Source organism: Chthonomonas calidirosea T49 (genome assembly GCF_000427095.1).
GTDB lineage: Bacteria > Armatimonadota > Chthonomonadetes > Chthonomonadales > Chthonomonadaceae > Chthonomonas > Chthonomonas calidirosea.
Genome location: NC_021487.1, coordinates 675,223 through 692,278, shown reverse-complemented (window position 1 = coordinate 692,278; position 17,056 = coordinate 675,223). Strand labels below are relative to the sequence as shown.

Below are 17,056 nucleotides of genomic sequence, written 5' to 3'. Positions count from 1 at the left end.
ATATTCCTTCGTTTAGTTAAGTGGAGATGACTCTTGATTTTCTGTTGAGGGCGGTGTGGTTGAATCCGTGGCGATCATAGGGGAACTTGGCCGGCCGCAGTACGGGCAGAAGCGATAGGGTTGATCGAGCTTTTCGCCACATGCGTTACAAGTATGCCACAGCGGTGGCTCTTCTTGGCGGTGTTGAGCTGTAATGGCTTGAAAGACTTTAGCTAGCGAGCGCGCTTCCCTTACATTGAAGAAGCCCCATACTCGTAATCGCAAGCAAAGGTTGTCGGCAATTTGTATGGTAAGCCGTCCCGCGGGCGTCCCTCCGAAGGTTTCGCTGTCAGCAAATTGGATATGAAGGACATCTGTAAGGGGGTAGTGATGAGGCGAAAGCTTGGAGGGTTCACCATTGGCGAGGTTGACATGCTGGATATACAAATTCTTATCGGTAAGCCCCACATTCACGAGGGCGGCGAAAAGGGCTTCCGGACACACATTCAGTTTTCCTTTCAGTCCTCCTGCGATCCAAGCTCTTGTGTAGCCGAGAAGATGTTCATCTGGAGCGAGTAGAGATTGCAGCCCTTCGATGAGAGAGGCTATTTCTGTTGGCTCTTCGTTTTGGGAGGCACGCGCTTCGTAGGCGTAGCGTGCTTTGTACCCGCGCTTTCTCATAGCAGTTCCCTTCTTTATGCTTTTTCTATAGCTTCCGTACGGAGCGGACAGGGATGAGGTTTCAGCTTTCTATCTTTGCAGGTAGTTTATAATATAATAATAGATCGCAAACCTGCAGCTTCAATTGCGCTAAAGCACGCTACGCTGAGCCAGTGAAATAAAGTTCCTGTATTCCCTCTATTTCACGGCATTCTGATAACGAGTTGGAGCATGGGCTTCTCAAGCGTTGCGTTCATGGTTTGCACCTTGCCGTTTTGGTTGACGGTTATTACATAATCGCCCAAGAAGCCGCGGGTAGTGCAAATACCTTTCGCATTTGTGGTAAGCTTTTCGTCCGTCCACCAGCGATGAAACACCATATCCTCCCAAGCTTGACCTACCGGTCGAATGCGCCAATCTTTGGAGAAGAGGGCGGCTTGAGGGATCCAATGGGCCCCTTCCCAAAAGCCCCACATGACGATGCCAGATACTGCTGGATGACTGAAGGCGGCCGTCAGGAAATCGCGCATGTATCGTGCTTGTGTCTGCGGATCGGAGACGTTGATATCTAACTCGGTTACCTCGATAGGAAGACCAAACTTGGCGAATCGATCGAGAATTTGAAGAATACGCGTGGGAGGGGTAAGATTGCGGCCAAAGTGGCACTGTACTCCGATGCCCTGTAGCGGGGCATGATGATCGAGCAGATATTGAATGATCTCGGCATACCGGTTCTGATGATTAATATCGGTGCCACCGGCAGCTAAAATGTTGTAGTCATTAATGAACAACCGAGTGGTCGGGTCTATCTCATGGGCAAGTTGGTACCAGTGTACGACGGCATCGAGCCCACCAAGGGCATCGTAAACCTCATGGTTGTCTACAGGCTCGTTGACGACATCCCACTCCGCGCACTGGCCTTTGAGGGCGCCTAGCTCGTCACGAATATGATCGTCTATCGCTTGCGCCAAGGCCTTTGGGTCGTCTTTAAGGGCGGCTACGTTGGCTGGAACATAGCGCCAGGTCGGCCAAACGAGGTTATGGCCTCGTACGGAGATATGGTGGTCGTTGAGCCACTGCACTGCCTTAGGGCCAGTCTGGCGGTCGAAAACCCACCACTGCCATTTCAGCTGATTTTCTATGGTGGCGCGATTAAAAAGCTTGAGAATCGTTTGCCGATACTGCTCGTCGTCCGGTGTGTTGCCCAAAAGATCCACCGCATTGACGGCGGAGCCAAATGGAAACGCATGCCGCAACATCGCGATGTGTACTTGGGCTCCGGGCACAGGTTTGCCTGAAGAATCAAGCACCTCTATGGTGATGGGGGCCATCCGAATCTGGCGGATACGTGCCTCGGCCTCTTTACGCCAAGCTGCGTTCGGCTCTTCTCCATCATAGTGAACAGGAGTGGTGGGCAGATCGCTTAGGGAGATATTAGGACCGTAGTCTCGTAGCTCAATGCCGCCGATGAGGAGCGTTTGCGGTGCGTAGCCAAGCCGAAAACAGACATGAGCCTCTCCAGGAGTGTAGTCTTCGACGGACTTGAAGGGGACATAGAATTTCTGCCATTGAGCCTGACATTGGACATCAAATTCCACCGACTTGGTATAGGGTTCGCCTGCTCTCTCAAAGATGAACTCGGTTTGAGCGTTGGCTGCCTTGAGGGAACGGACGTAGAAGATGCCCAACAGGACATCTCCTTTGTGCACCGGGGCGACGGTGGGGATAACGATCTGAGCATCCCACGGGTTTTGGGGCTTTGCTAAGGTCTGTAGTTCGAGGGCTTCGGTGAAAGGCTGCCCTTCTACCGAAACCACTTGGCCTTGAAGCAGGTTCGGGGTGTTGGTTAGCCAAGTTAGCTGAGGCGGGCCGTCGGGCAGAATACGGGTGTAGGGCGGAAGGCCCGCCGCCGATCGCATAACGAAAAAACCGAGTAACAGCATAACTGCCGTTTCTAGTATTGTGCGCGTCATGATGAGATATCTCCTTTCTTTCTCCATCCTCTTTGGGCCTCAACGGCCAACAGCAGCGCGACGCCGACAAAAAACCAACCCACCCGATCTTCCATGCCCATCAGGCGCACGCCGCTGAGCAGTACGGTGATGACCGCAACACCAAGCGCTGTCCCAAGTATGGTGGCTTGGCCACCAGTGATCGAGGTGCCCCCAAGGACCACGGCCGTGATGGCCTGTAGTTCTAGATATTGGCCGGCATCAGGGGTGGCTGTGGCTTTTAATGCCACATCAATGATGGCGGCCAAACCAACGCATAGGCCGCTAAGCATATAGACCAAAAGCTCGATGCGCGCTGTAGGGACTCCGGTGAGATAGGTAGCTCGACGGTTGCCACCGAGAGCAAGGAGACTGCGGCCAAAAGAGGTGTGTCGTAGAAGAACCCAACTGAAAACGATGGCGATAAGGCTGACCCACAAAAGAACTGGCAAACCGGCAAAGAGCGTGTTATCGAAAAGTTCGTTCATGGAGAGCGGAATCGCTGAAATGCTTCCACCATTGTAGATCATGGTAGCTCCCGCACGTGCGGCGGCGTAGCTTGCCAAAGTGATAAGAATCGCTGGCATGCGGGCTCGCCCAATAAGCACGCCGTGCAAGGCTCCAACGAGCAGGCCTACACCCAACGCGGCAAGGCACGCAGTAATCATTGTGCCGCCATGAAGCAGCACGAGGCCCAGCACCATCCCACTGAGGCCAAGTAAGGAGCCTACAGACAGGTCAATTCCGCCGGTAGCGATGACAAAAGTCATCCCTAGAGAGACCAACATCAGCTCGGCGGCCTGTTTGGTAAGGAGGCGGATATTAGCCCACGTTGCGAAGTCAGGTGCCCTCCAACTCAAAAAGCCTACAATAAAGATGAAGACAAAGGCAACACCGGTTTCTGCTGGAAGAGAGCGCAGCTTGCCCATTAAACCGTCTCCTCCTGCAGGTTGGTGTTTGCCCTACGGAGGCGCTCCAGAATGGCCGTCAATAGAATGACACCGCCGGTGATGACTCCGTACTCGCTGACCGGGCGCCCGGTAAGCACGAAGGCATCGCGTAGCAAGGCAAGCAGCACTGCCCCTAGAGCAGCCCCGATGACGGAACCCTCACCGCCTGTAATACGGGTTCCCCCAACGACACAAGCCGCGATGGCGTCGAGTTCGGTGCCTTGCCCAACACTGGCTTGGGTGGCGTTGTTGAAGGCCATAACGATGAGGCCGGCGAGACCGGCACAGAGGCCGCATAATAGATAGGCGCGTCGTTTTATCTTCTCGATAGGCACAGCGGAGAGTCTAGCCGCCATCTCATTGCCACCAATGGAAAGAAGCCAGCGCCCAAAGGTGGCACGTTGGACGAGAACCGTGAAGAGAAGCGTAACGGCTATAAGAAGGAGGACGGGAACCCAACCAGAGCCAATGCGGTTGAAGGCATGGGGAAAAGGGCCATAACTGTGATCATGAGTGAGAATGCCAGCCCCATGTCGGAAGATGAGAAATGTAGCCAGTGTGGCGAGAATCGGTGGCATACGCCGCCAAGTAACCAACATGCCGTTGAACCAGCCGGCACAAGCTCCAGCAAAGAGACCCATCGCTACAGCTATTGGCCAGGGCCAGCCCAACATAAGCACGCTGGCCGCACTGCAACTAGACAGAGCTAACGTAGAGCCGACGGAAATGTCAAGCCCTGCGGTAAAAAGAGGCAACGCCTCTCCACAAGCGAGGATACCAGTGTAGGCAGCGCTCTCACCGAGGGCGGTGAGGTTGCTTTCCGTGCGAAAAGCGGGCACAAAAATGCCCATAATCAGCAGGGTTATAAGTAACAGGAGAAGGACAGGAAGCTCGCGCGGAGCTTTCCGGGCGGTGAGCATAAGCATCCTACTTAAGTTCAGTTTGCCATATTGTAACGCATTCTCATCGAATTGTCTAGAGAGCTAGTTTGGGTTGCAATGCGGAGGGCTCTGCAGAATGGAGGGCTACTCGCCGATAATAGTTTGGGAAGGTGCATGTGTGATGGACAAAAGGAGCTGCATTTAACGACCTCTGCTTTCCGCTCTACGCCACACAGAGCACTTTCTGCGTGACAGAAGAAATTCGCTAGGGGCACGCTTCCGTGGCAGAAATTCTATCTCAAGAAGAGATTGAGGCGCTGTTAGCCTCTTTATCAAGCGACGGCACGGAGACCACATCGCCTACTGCAAGTCGCTCGAGCGGTAATCAGGCGAAACCCTCCTCACTCTCGGAGCCGCTACGACGCGATCAACGCGGGCCGATCGCCTACGAAATCTACGATTTTCGCCGACCCGACAAGTTCGCCAAAGACCAGTTACGCACACTCCAAATGCTTCACGAGACCTTTGCCCGTCTCTACGCCTCATCGCTTTCAGCCTATTTGCGCGTGCCGGTGCACGTTGACCTCGTTTCTGTGGAGCAGGTGCCCTATGAGGAGTACATCCGCTCTCTCTCTAGCAGCATCATTAACGTGTTCAGTATGGCACCGTTAGCTGGTCAAGCGATTTTGGAGGTGGAGCTGAACGTGATTCTCTGCATGATCGATCGCCTGTTGGGTGGGCCCGGTAGTGTGGTGAAAAGCTCTAGCGTGCTTACCGATATCGAGAAAGCGCTTACCGATTCGATCATCAACCGAGCGTTGAAAGACTTTCGAACGGCCTGGGAGGGCATCGCCCAATTTAATCCTAAGCGGGAAACCATGGAGACGCAAGCGCAGTTTGTGCAGATCGTCCCTCCGAACGACGTTGTCGTCTCTATTCTTTTCGAGGTTAAGGTGGGTGAACTGCGAGGCGCGATGTCTATCTGTATCCCTTATTTGCTGCTGAAGCCCATTACCGGCAAGCTCAGCGCCCAGAGGTGGTTCTCAAGCAGCTTGCGCAAAAACGTTGGCCGCCATGCACCGGTTTTAGCACAACGCCTGGCGAAAACTTATCTCACTTGCGTCGTTCGGCTTGGCAGTACCCAAATGACGGTACAACAACTGCTCGAGTTGAAGGAGGGAGATATCGTAACGCTCAGTCGCAAGCAGAACGAGGAGGTAGAGGTTCTGATCGGCGATAGGGTGAAATTTCGAGCCCAGCCAGGAGTGCGCGGCAAGAAGCTTGCCATCCATATTACTCGAGTGGAGCCGGCGACGGAGCAAGAAGCTCTGCTTACGCACAGATCCCCATCGTCTCGTCGCGCTTCCAAAATGAAAAACGCTGTTTAACGGTTAGGAGGTTATCTATGCCTGAACTTCTTCCAAAAGAGCTGGATACACTTAAAGAGCTTTTTTCAAATGTATGTTCGACCCTTGCTTTAAGTCTATCCGAGCAGATCAATCAGATGGTTGAGTGGGAACTGATCGCGTTCAACGAAATTCCCGTGCAGAGTCTGTTGAACCGAACGGAGACCGTGCTGTCTACCACATTTAGCCTAAGTCAACCCTATAGTTCTGAAGCGATACTTTGGTTTTCGGAGCGCGATGCCACGATCCTTTCTGACCTGGCGGCGGGACACGAGGGAACCGAGCCAACGGCATTAGATGCCACGCAGTTGGAGCCTGTTTCCACTACCTTGCGCGGTGTTGTGCGCGGATTTGCTAATGCTATAAGCAACGTGCAGGGCGAGACTGTTGAGGTGGAGAGCTGCGCTACTTTGCTTGGTCCGTTGAACCTTCCTCCTGTGTTTGCCTTAAGCGAAGGCGCTGTGCAGGCTCAGTTTTCCATTAACATCCCCGGTCTCGAAAGCCTGGATGCCACCCTACTCTTTACTCCAGAGCTTGCCCGAACGCTGCTCAACATTGCCGTTGAGGCAGAGGAGAGCCTCAGTGGAGAGGAAAGCGAACTAACAACGGCGGGAAGCGCGTCTGCGGGCGATGGTGAAACCCTTGGGTTGGAGGGTCTTTCTATACTTCCTTCCTTTGACCCAAATAAAGATGAAGACCTTCCACGTGGCATCTCGCTGCTGCTTGATATTCCACTGGAGGTAACGGTGGAGTTAGGGCGCGTTCGCATGTTGATACGAGACGTCCTCGAGCTAGGAGCCGGATCGATCGTCGAACTCGATCGCGTTGCCGGGGAGCCAGTGGACCTGCTCGTAAATGGAAAACTGATTGCCAAGGGTGAAGTGGTGGTTATAGAGGACAACTTCGGTATCCGCGTTACAGAGATCCTCAGCCCAGAAGAACGGGTAACAAGTCTGGGCAAGGCTAGTTAAGGAGCATCAACATGAAAAGGAAAGGCTTTCTGACATCTGTTTTGATGATCTTCATCGGATGCACTCTCTTGGCGAACGGGGTGCTGGCGCAGCCCTCTCAAGCCAGTGGAAAAGGCCAGTCGAGTGCGCCCAACAAGAGTTCGTCGGCGACGAAGACAGCGGTTCATTCTAGCGGAAAAGGTGCATTGTCGAACCTTTCACACGCTCAAAAGGCGTTGCCTTCTAACCAATCGAAGCCCATAGTGCGGACCACAAATTTGGCCAAAGGAACCGATCCACTTAGTCAGGCGCGCCCCGATGACCCAGCCCTTTCGGACAAATCTGCACGGCCTTTAGATAGCCCTGTTAGCGCCATAAGCGATGGTGGCCGTATGTTGCTCTATCTTATACCAATACTGGGGCTTATCGTGGGGGGAGTAGCGTTAGCGCGGAAGTTGCAAACTGGCCAGACAATCTTCTCCTTCTCCTCCGCACGTTCCAAGGCTCTGTCGAGAGGTTCCACACTCGGGCTCATGGTGAGGTTACAGCAGAGCCTAAAAAACCCTCTGCACTCTCCCTCTCTACGAAGTTTGAGAGTTATGGAGAGCTTAGCATTGGGAAACGCAGCCCTCTACCTTGTAGAGGCTCGGGGCCGATTGCTGCTGATAGGAGCGGCACCTGCTGGGGTCACTCTTCTGAAAGAGTTTGAAAGAGGGGATGAGACCGGTTTTGCATCCGATTTCCATGCGCTCGTGGAGGCCTCCGATGTGCAAGGCCTCGCTGTGCCTGACTCCGAGATTGTGGAAGAGTTGGACGAGCGATTGCAGGAGGTTAGCTCCAAGTTGGCGCGCAGAGCGCAACGTTTGAGAACCGTGCGAGAAGTGGAGGCGGATATTGAATAGGGGAGGCACATATCGAGGCTTCTATCAAAAGCTCACGTTTTGGATAGCTTTGGTAGTGCTAGGGTTGTTAGGATGTGCCGATGTGCACGCGCAGATGAATGGAGTGCCCGTACCGCACCTGCAAGTCGGCATCGGGAGCGCCAAGAACCCGCAGGATGTTGCCGTCACGGTACAGATCTTGATTCTGCTGACAGTGCTCTCGTTGGCGCCCTCCATTCTCATTATGATGACCTCTTTTACTAGGCTTATCATTGTGTTCTCCCTCTTACGGACGGCTTTAGGGGCGCCCCAAATCCCGCCCAATCAGGTGCTAGTGGGCTTATCGCTGTTTCTAACGCTCTTCATTATGCGCCCGACACTACAGGCTATCAATCAAGATGCATTTCAGCCGTATTTGAGGAAGCAGATCAACATCGAGCAAGCGATTCAGCGGGCGGAGGATCCATTACGTGCCTTTATGATTCGTCAGACCTATAAAAGCGATCTCTCTTTCTTTCTCAACCTCTCGCACGCTCCCCGGCCGCGCACCGCAGAGGATGTAAGCCTGATAACCCTGATCCCTGCCTTTCTCACCAGCGAACTGAAAACGGCGTTTATCATCGGCTTCTACATCTATTTGCCGTTCTTGGTCATTGATATCGTGGTGGCGAGCACCCTTATGAGTATGGGGATGATGATGTTGCCGCCGACCATTATCTCCTTGCCGGCGAAGCTCCTGCTTTTCGTGCTTGCCGATGGGTGGACGTTGCTTATTGGCTCGTTAGCACATAGTTTTCATTGAGCAGACACCTTTAACTGTTCCTCCGAAGCGAAGCTGCGCCTGTATAGGCGCAGTTTTTATGCCTGTCTTGCCGAAGTTGGCGAAAATCTACATGAGAAAGCAGGAACTAGAGGGGGCAGCGTGGAACTGTTATGACCGTCTATATATTCCAAAACAGGAGTGGTTGATGCTGAAGCATCCCGAAATCACACAACGTCGCATTGAGCAGTTTCTACAACGTACGCTGCGCCCTCTGCTTTGGGCAGAGACCGTGCCGATGGAGGCCGCTGTCTATCGCCCACATGGGGAATCGGCACGTGACTACCGTGAGATGAAGATAGATCCTGTAGCCGCACAGCGAGCGGAGTACACACCGGTAACGCCCGGCTATCGTTGGGGGCCTATTTGGTCGGACGCTTGGTTTAGACTTCAGGGACGGGTGCCGGAGGCTTGGCGCGGACAGGCAGTAGTCGCCCGCATCAACACGGGTGCCGAGTCGATTGTTTGGGATGAGGATAACCCCGTGCAGGGAATAGATCATCATCATGGCGAGTTGCTTGTGACCGAGGAGGCACGTGGGGGAGAGGAGATCACGCTTTTTGTTCAGGCTACCGGCATGAACCCGTATGTCAGTGTTAGCGGGCGACCACGCGATCCCGACCCGACTCCGTTTACCTTTCAGTATGCGGAGCTAGCTCTTTATGATCGTGAGCTTTTTGCCTTCTATTTCGATGTCAACATTGCCTATCAAGTAATGCTAGAACAGCCTCAAGACAGTCCTCGCTATGGACAGTTACTTTATGCGCTGAATGAAGTGGTCAATCTCTACGAGCCAGGCGATCGTGAGACCATGCGGGAGGCACGCAGAAGATTGGCCGAGGTCTATCAGCGTTCGGCCTCTCCTTCTGCCCACCAGATCAGTGCCATCGGCCATGCGCATATTGATACGGCGTGGCTTTGGCCTCTGGAGCGAACGCAGTACAAATGCATTCACACCTTTGCAACGGCCACGCGCTACATGGATCTCTATCCGGAGTACAAATTCATCTGTTCACAGGCCGCTCAATACGAGTGGGTCAAGCATATGGCGCCAAAGCTCTATGAGCGCATACGGGAGAAGATAAAGAGCGGTCAGTGGGAGGTAACAGGAAGCATGTGGGTGGAAGCGGACTGCAACCTCTCCAGCGGTGAGAGCCTGGTTCGCCAAATCTTGCATGGCAAGAACTTCTTTATGGACGAGTTCGGTATCGAAACGAGAGACCTTTGGCTGCCGGATGTGTTTGGTTACGCAGCGGCTTTACCCCAGATTCTCAAGAAGGCGCGGATAGACTATTTTCTCACTCAGAAGATCAGTTGGAACCAATTTAATAAGTTTCCGCACCACACCTTTCTCTGGCAGGGTATTGATGGCACACGGATCTTTACCCATTTCCCTCCGGCGGATACCTATAACGCCATGATGACTCCCAAAGAGTTGGCATATAATGTGCGCAACTTTAGGGAAAACGATCGGGCCACTCGCTCGCTTTACGTCTACGGTTATGGAGATGGGGGCGGAGGGCCGACCATCGAGATGATCGAGAACGCCGCTCGCCTTAAAGATGTGGAAGGCATGCCGCGAGTTACTCTAGAGAAGGCTTCTGAGTTTTTTAAGAAAGCGGAGGCGGAGGCCAAGGATCTCCCTGTTTGGGTAGGGGAGCTATATCTTGAGCTGCATCGGGGCACCTATACCACGCAGGCGCGCAATAAGCGTGGCAATAGAAAAAGCGAGTTCGCCCTCCGAGACGCCGAGTTTCTGAGCGTGATCAATCCAAAAGGCCTTGCCAGCTACCCGCACGGAGCGTTGGACAGAGCATGGAAGACAACGCTGTTGAATCAGTTCCATGATATCATCCCCGGCTCGAGTGTGAATGAGGTTTACCGAGACAGCGAGAAAGACTATGCGTCTATTTTGCAGACGGCGACCGCAATTATTCGCGAAAACGAAACGGCCTTGGCTGCAGAGATAGACACAACAGGGCTTCGGCGGCCGGTAATGGTGTGGAGCAACCTCAGCCATTTTGCCAATGAGGTGGTAAGTGTGCCGCTTGGTGCCAATGAAAAGCCTGTGGCTGCATTAGGGCCTGAGGGAGACATCATGCCGGTGCAGATCGAGACACGGGCCGATGGAAGCCGAGAGGCGCTCTTCTTGGCTCGCAACGTGCCTCTTCACGGTTATGCGGTTTGGGACCTTGGAGCTACCAGTGTTGCGCCAGAGATCGAGGATAGGGTTACCGTCACCAAAGCGAGTTTAGAAAACGAGGCGATCCGTGTGGAGTTCGACGAAGCAACAGGTTTGATCACGCGCATTTACGATAAAGACTGTGAGCGAGAGTTGCTAGAGCCCACGCGCGATGCAGACGGGCGTCTCCTACCGGAGAGATGTGCAAACCAATTTCAGCTTTTCGAGGACAAGCCCTTGTTCTGGGATGCCTGGGACGTGGATATCTTCTACCAAGAGAAAGGGCGCATTCTCGTGGAGTTGGAGAGCCTGGAGGTTGTTGAGTGGGGGCCCGTACGCGGGGCTTTGCGCATGGTAAGGCGCTTTGGAAACTCGCGGATCGTGCAGACGGTTTCTCTCTGTAGCGGCAGCACACGGCTCGATTTTCATACCGAGGTTGATTGGCATGAGGAAAACCAGCTTTTGAAAGTGGCTTTCCCCGTGCGCATCAACAGTCCACGTGCCACCTTCGAGATTCAGTATGGGCATGTTGAGCGTCCCACGCACTACAACACGAGTTGGGACTTGGCGCGCTTCGAGGTATGTGCGCAGAAGTGGGTAGATTTCTCAGAAGGGGATTATGGCGTAGCTCTGTTGAACGACTGCAAATATGGACATGACGTTCACGGAAATGTGATGCGTCTATCGTTACTGCGCTCGCCCAAGGCGCCCGATCCGGAGGCGGATATGGGACATCATCAGTTTCTCTACAGTCTGCTGCCCCATGCTGGAGACCTACGTGAGGGCGAGGTCGTGGAGAACGCCTATGCCATCAACTGTCCTCTTCGTGTTGTGCCGCTTCCTGGCAATCGCAAGGGAAGTCTCCCCTTGCAGCGCTCCTTTTTCGAAGTAGATAATGCCTCCGTGTTCATAGAGGCTATTAAGCGGGCAGAGAAGGAGGAAAATGCTGTTATTGTGCGGCTATACGAGGCTCACAACACGCGTGGAATGGTGGTTTTGAAGACGGTTTTACCCGTGAGACGTGCCTTCCTTACCGATCTGCTCGAAACGAACTTGGAGGAGCTGCCCCTTTCGGTAAATGGAGAGGTGCAACTGTACATTCAGCCTTTCGAGATCATCACCGTGAAGTTATTATTGTAGATGGAGAGCTAAAGGGGTGGCAGCTTACACGAAGATAGGTTATTTAGCCTGAAAGGAGGAAATAATGGCTTTCGATATCCCTGCAGAGGAGCTGGTGGCGACCCGTTTGCGCCAAATCCATCTGGACTTTCATACATCGCCTGAAATACCCGATGTGGGCTCCGAATTCGACGCGGAGGAGTTTGCGCAGACGCTGGTAGAGGCTCGGGTAAACTGGATCACACTGTTTGGGAAGTGTCATCATGGGATGAGTTACTATCCCACCAAGGTGGGAGTAAGGCACCCTTCCTTAAAGTTCGACCTTCTTGGGGAACAGATCGAGGCCTGCAAGAAACATGGCATTGCCACCCCCGTCTACATTTCCGTGCGGGTAGATCAACATATAGGCATAACGCGGGCAGACCTGCTTGTTCGTTTGGAAGATGGTCGTATATGGGGCCCGAATGCACATCAGGCTTCATGGTATCAGGTATGTCTTGGGAACAAAGAGTACATTGACTATGTGGCAGCTCAGACGGAAGAGATCTTAAAAGGCTATGAGGCGGATGGTATCTTTTACGATATGTGTTACTTGCCGCCAGATCCAGGATGTTTTTGTGAGAAGTGTTTGGCCCGTTTGGAGCGCAGCGGTCATTCCCGCTTCGACGCTGAGGCACATCGTGCGCAGGAGTTTGCGATCACAAGGGAATACACCACGCGTCTTGCCAAGCTTTGTAAAGACCTTAGACCCAACGCCACCATCTTTTTTAATGCACGCATTACGCCGAACGTTCACCGTGAGTTGGATATTCTGACGCATTTCGAGATCGAATCGCTTAGTACGGGGGGGTGGGGCTACCTTCACTTCCCGGCCTGGTCGCGTTTGGTACGCACCTATCCCCGACCCCTCCAAGGTATGACAGCGCGTTTTCATAAATCGTGGGCTGATTTTGGCGGGCTTAAAACCGTTCCCCAGCTGGAGTATGAGGCTGGCACCATACTAGCGGCCGGTGGTTCGGTAAACATTGGCGATCAACTGCATCCGAGAGGGCGTTTAGATAAAGGTGCTTACGCCATCATTGGGGAGATTTACAAAAAGGTTGAGGCTCTAGAGCCTTACTGTATTGGAGCGAAACCGCTTGCAGATATCGGAGTCCTTCTATTGCCGGATGCTGTGGATGGGCCGGACGCAGGCGAGTTAAGGATGAATTCCTCTTACGAAGGGGCGGCAGCCATGCTGATGGCTCTGAAGCAGCAATGGAATGGCGAGACCCCCGACCGAGATAATCTCAAGCAATACAAACTGCTTATCCTGCCCGACCGAGGACAGTTGGATGAGGGATTAAAACGCCGATTGGAGGGCTATCTAGATGCTGGAGGGGCCGTACTATTCTCTCATGAGGCAACATTGCAGGAGGGAAGCTTTACACTGCCCAAAGCTCCTGTTCGTTATCTAGCGCCCTGTCCATACACGCCTTCCTATATGCATCTTGGGGATGAACTTGGAGCAGGGTTGCCCGCCACCGAGCTGGTAAACTATCGAGCCGGCTCTTATGTGACTGCGCTAGAAGGTGCAAGCTGCCTCGGAGAGGTTTGGCAACCCTACTTTAACCGAGCGCCAGGGCATTTTTCATCGCATGCGCAGACCCCTGTCGATCGGCCTACTGGTCATCCTGTGGGGGTTCTTTCTGCAGATAACCGGATCGGCTACCTGTATGCGGCCGTTTTTCAGGGGTACCGGGAAGATGCGTTTTTCGTTTACAAGGAGATGGTCGCTCGGTTGCTAGAGCGTCTGTTGCCGGAGCCGTTGGTGCGTCCGGGTCAAAACATACCGTCCTCGATGGAGATCGCAGTATTGAAGCAGGAGGCGCAGCGTCGGTTTGTGGTACACCTGGTTCCATTTCAACCTCAGCGACGCACTGCTAACAACGAGTATATCGAGGCTACGGTGCCGCTTTATGAGGTCAGCTTCGCACTCAGAACGGAGGTTGCGCCGTCGCGCGTCTATGTAGCGCCCTCAGGTCAGGAGTTGGCGTTTCGACAGGAGGGCCACTACTGTGAGGTGCTTGTTCCAAAAGTTGGGTCTTACGAAGTAATCTGCTATGACATGAAGTAGAGTTATTGACGGCTAGAGAGTTAGTGTGGGGGCGACCTCTAACGTTTGCGGTTCATTGGCTCTCCATTTTAACAGCTTTTAAGTGGTGCAGCAATAAATACGGCAGGAAACTCTTGGGTAGTCGCTTCTACAGTAGTAAGGCCATCGTTACATGGCCTCTGGTTTCGCAATAATGTGGTAAGAAATTATTGCGCGATACCTAACAAACTAGTTATCTAACTCCCCCGTTGAACTGGTTGGATTCAATCTGCCCGCTAAGAAGTGCAACTATAAGGTATAATGAAACGTAAATCCGACTAGAATTATCGGAGATATTTTGTATCGGAGATAGGGGCGGCCGATGATCAGCCTCAGTAAACAGACCGACTATGGCCTTCTTGCGCTGAGCTATCTTGCTCATGTCAAGACGGGGCGTGCCGTTAACGCTCGGGAGATCGCTATCGAGTATGGCATTCCACAGGAGCTGCTAGCCAAGATACTGCAGCGGCTAGCCCGGGCGCGATTGGTTGTCTCCACAGCCGGCCCCAACGGAGGGTATCGGTTGGCAAAACCGGCCGAGCAGATCAGCATCGGGGCGGTGATCGAAGCGATAGACGGGCCGCCTGCCTTTGTCTACTGTATGAAAGAGGAGCATCTGAACGCCTGTGAGCAGATGCCGCGTTGTACCATTCGCGCGCCTCTGGCGCGGATCAACGCACGACTGCGGCAGATGCTGAACCTTATCACGCTTGCGGAGATATGTGGCGGTGAAGCACCTGCTGTCCAGGTGCCTACCGATGAGATCGATATTATGCCATCTCAGAAAGTATCGAAGAAGAATACGACCTGCCAATAAGGTTTGATAGGAGAATAGAGAGATGTCGGATGCATTAACCACCATCGAAGAGTTTGCGCGCAAAGAGTATGCTTACGGCTTCGAGACTCAAATAGAGATCGAGACCGTGCCGAAAGGTCTGAATGAGGAGATCATTCGCATGATCTCCGAGCGCAAGAACGAGCCCGCATGGCTCACAGAATGGCGATTGAACGCCTATCGGCACTGGCTTACCATGAAAGAGCCCCACTGGGCAAATGTGAAATACGACCCTATAGACTATCAAGATATCATCTACTACGCGGCACCAAAGAAGCGGCCGAAGCTCAACAGTTTAGAAGAGGCCGATCCGGAACTGATTCGCACCTTTGAAAAGCTCGGCATTTCATTGGAAGAGCAGAAACGGTTGGTCGGGGTTGCCGTAGACGCTGTTTTCGATAGCGTCTCGGTGGCGACGACCTTTAAAGACAAACTGGCCGAACTTGGCATCATTTTCTGCTCTATTTCGGAGGCGGTTCAAGAGCATCCCGATCTGGTGCGGGAGTATCTGGGTTCGGTCGTGCCCCCAACCGATAACTTCTTTGCTGCGCTCAACTCGGCGGTGTTCTCGGATGGAACGTTCTGTTATGTTCCTAAGGGAGTTCGCTGTCCCATGGAGCTTTCCACCTATTTCCGTATCAATGCCAGAGATACCGGGCAGTTCGAACGCACATTGATCATCGCAGATGAGGGAGCTTATGTCTCCTATCTTGAGGGCTGTACGGCTCCCATGCGTGATGAGCACCAACTGCACGCGGCAGTGGTTGAGTTGATCGCACTGAAGGATGCCACGATCAAATACAGCACGGTTCAAAACTGGTATCCGGGCGACAAGGAGGGGCGCGGAGGCATCTACAACTTCGTGACCAAGCGCGGGAAGTGTGCTGGTGAGAACTCCAAGATCACCTGGACGCAGGTGGAGACCGGTTCTGCCATCACCTGGAAGTATCCTTCTTGCATCCTGCTAGGTGATAACTCGGTGGGCGAGTTCTATTCGGTGGCGCTAACAAACCATTACCAACAGGCGGACACAGGAACCAAGATGATCCATATTGGCAAAAATACCCGCAGTACCATCGTGTCGAAGGGGATTTCAGCCGGCCATGGTCAGAATACCTACCGGGGGTTAGTACGAGTGAATCCTGGGGCGGATGGTGCCCGAAACTACTCTCAGTGCGACTCGCTCCTTATCGGAGACAAGTGCGGTGCCCACACCTTCCCCTATATTGATGTGCGGAATCCAACGGCGCAGGTAGAACATGAGGCGACTACCTCGAAGATTGGGGAGGATCAGATTTTCTACTGTAATCAGCGGGGCATTTCCACTGAAGATGCGGTGAATATGATCGTGAATGGTTTCTGCAAAGAGGTATTTCGAGAGCTGCCCATGGAGTTCGCCGTAGAGGCGCAAAAACTGCTGGGGGTCAGTCTTGAAGGTAGCGTAGGCTAAACGAAGATATATCTGGAGGAGACGAGAAAGAATGAGTTTGCTTGAGATCAAAAACCTGCATGCGCGTGTAGGGGATAAAGAGATACTACGAGGGGTCAATTTGCAGGTGAACGCCGGAGAGGTTCATGCGATTATGGGATTGAACGGCTCCGGAAAGTCCACACTAGCTAATGTGCTCGCAGGACGAGATGTGTATGAGGTGACAGAAGGAGAAGTGCTCTACGAAGGAGAGAACCTTCTTGAACTCGACCCTGAGGAGCGAGCACAAAGAGGCATCTTCATGGCGTTTCAAAGTCCCATCGAGATACCAGGGGTCAATAATGCCTATTTCCTCAAGGCCGCCATCAATGCGGTGCGCAAGGCAAGAGGTTTAGAGGAACTAGATGCCATAGACTTTATGAAAATGGCTCGAGAGCGGCTGAAGTTGTTGGGGATAGACGAATCGTTTTTAAAGCGAGATGTCAATTTTGGCTTTTCAGGCGGTGAGAAAAAGCGTAACGAGATTTTTCAGCTCGCTCTTATGGAACCACGGTTGGCCATTTTAGATGAGGCCGACACCGGTCTGGATATAGATGCGTTGCGAGCTGTAGGGTCGGCCGTAACGAAACTTCGCAGTCCTGATCGAGCCTTTCTGGTTATTACCCACTATCAGCGCCTTCTAAACTACGTAGAGCCAGATTTTGTGCATGTGATGATGGACGGTCGCATTGTACGCACGGGCGATGCCTCACTGGCCAAGCGTCTAGAGGCAGAGGGCTATGGATGGTTAGAAGAAGAGGTACGCCGTGCTGCGGCGAGTGCGGTTTAGGGAGGGCTTT

At 53.1% G+C, this 17,056-nt stretch carries 13 protein-coding genes; 9 read left to right on the top strand and 4 right to left on the bottom strand.

Annotated features, from left to right (window positions below; translation table 11 throughout):
• Positions 1 to 12 precede the first annotated feature (12 nt).
• The 4 genes from CCALI_RS03060 to CCALI_RS03045 form a co-directional block, all read right to left on the bottom strand.
• Positions 13 to 660: a zinc ribbon domain-containing protein gene (locus CCALI_RS03060; protein ID WP_016482008.1), complete on the bottom strand. Its 648-nt coding sequence runs from the start codon at positions 658 to 660 to the stop codon at positions 13 to 15.
• Between the two features lie 182 nt (positions 661 to 842).
• Positions 843 to 2,612: an endo-1,4-beta-xylanase gene (locus CCALI_RS03055; RefSeq protein WP_016482007.1), complete on the bottom strand. Its 1,770-nt coding sequence runs from the start codon at positions 2,610 to 2,612 to the stop codon at positions 843 to 845.
• Positions 2,609 to 3,559 (bottom strand): ABC transporter permease, encoded by a 951-nt coding sequence (locus CCALI_RS03050; protein WP_016482006.1) that lies wholly within the window; start codon positions 3,557 to 3,559, stop codon positions 2,609 to 2,611. The genes CCALI_RS03055 and CCALI_RS03050 overlap by 4 nt, the downstream gene beginning before the upstream one ends.
• Positions 3,559 to 4,500, bottom strand: a complete 942-nt coding sequence (locus CCALI_RS03045) for an ABC transporter permease (protein WP_016482005.1) — start codon at positions 4,498 to 4,500, stop codon at positions 3,559 to 3,561. Before CCALI_RS03045 ends, CCALI_RS03050 begins: the two co-directional genes overlap by 1 nt.
• Positions 4,501 to 4,742: 242 nt before the next feature.
• Between CCALI_RS03045 and fliM the strand changes: the two genes are divergently transcribed.
• The 9 genes from fliM to sufC all read left to right on the top strand — a co-directional run bounded on the left by fliM (position 4,743) and on the right by sufC (position 17,046).
• Positions 4,743 to 5,849 (top strand): flagellar motor switch protein FliM, encoded by a 1,107-nt coding sequence (gene fliM / locus CCALI_RS03040; RefSeq protein ID WP_016482004.1) that lies wholly within the window; start codon positions 4,743 to 4,745, stop codon positions 5,847 to 5,849.
• Between the two features lie 17 nt (positions 5,850 to 5,866).
• A complete protein-coding gene (gene fliN / locus CCALI_RS14760; RefSeq protein ID WP_016482003.1) occupies positions 5,867 to 6,838 on the top strand; it encodes a flagellar motor switch protein FliN in 972 nt (323 codons plus the stop codon).
• Positions 6,839 to 6,849: 11 nt separating this feature from the next.
• Positions 6,850 to 7,719 (top strand): flagellar biosynthetic protein FliO, encoded by an 870-nt coding sequence (locus tag CCALI_RS03030; protein WP_016482002.1) that lies wholly within the window; start codon positions 6,850 to 6,852, stop codon positions 7,717 to 7,719.
• Positions 7,712 to 8,500 carry a flagellar type III secretion system pore protein FliP gene (gene fliP / locus CCALI_RS03025; protein WP_016482001.1) on the top strand — a complete coding sequence of 263 codons (789 nt, stop codon included), beginning with the start codon at positions 7,712 to 7,714 and terminating at the stop codon, positions 8,498 to 8,500. Before CCALI_RS03030 ends, fliP begins: the two co-directional genes overlap by 8 nt.
• A gap of 58 nt (positions 8,501 to 8,558) precedes the next feature.
• Positions 8,559 to 11,840: an alpha-mannosidase gene (locus CCALI_RS03020; RefSeq protein ID WP_052572317.1), complete on the top strand. Its 3,282-nt coding sequence runs from the start codon at positions 8,559 to 8,561 to the stop codon at positions 11,838 to 11,840.
• Between the two features lie 64 nt (positions 11,841 to 11,904).
• Positions 11,905 to 13,935 carry an alpha-amylase family protein gene (locus tag CCALI_RS03015; RefSeq protein ID WP_016481999.1) on the top strand — a complete coding sequence of 677 codons (2,031 nt, stop codon included), beginning with the start codon at positions 11,905 to 11,907 and terminating at the stop codon, positions 13,933 to 13,935.
• A 340-nt stretch (positions 13,936 to 14,275) separates the two neighbouring features.
• Entirely contained in the window at positions 14,276 to 14,770 is a 495-nt protein-coding gene (locus CCALI_RS03010; RefSeq protein WP_016481998.1) for an RrF2 family transcriptional regulator, read from the top strand.
• A gap of 22 nt (positions 14,771 to 14,792) precedes the next feature.
• A complete protein-coding gene (gene sufB / locus CCALI_RS03005; RefSeq protein ID WP_016481997.1) occupies positions 14,793 to 16,238 on the top strand; it encodes a Fe-S cluster assembly protein SufB in 1,446 nt (481 codons plus the stop codon).
• Positions 16,239 to 16,269: 31 nt separating this feature from the next.
• A complete protein-coding gene (gene sufC / locus CCALI_RS03000; protein WP_016481996.1) occupies positions 16,270 to 17,046 on the top strand; it encodes a Fe-S cluster assembly ATPase SufC in 777 nt (258 codons plus the stop codon).
• The last annotated feature ends 10 nt before the right edge of the window (positions 17,047 to 17,056 follow it).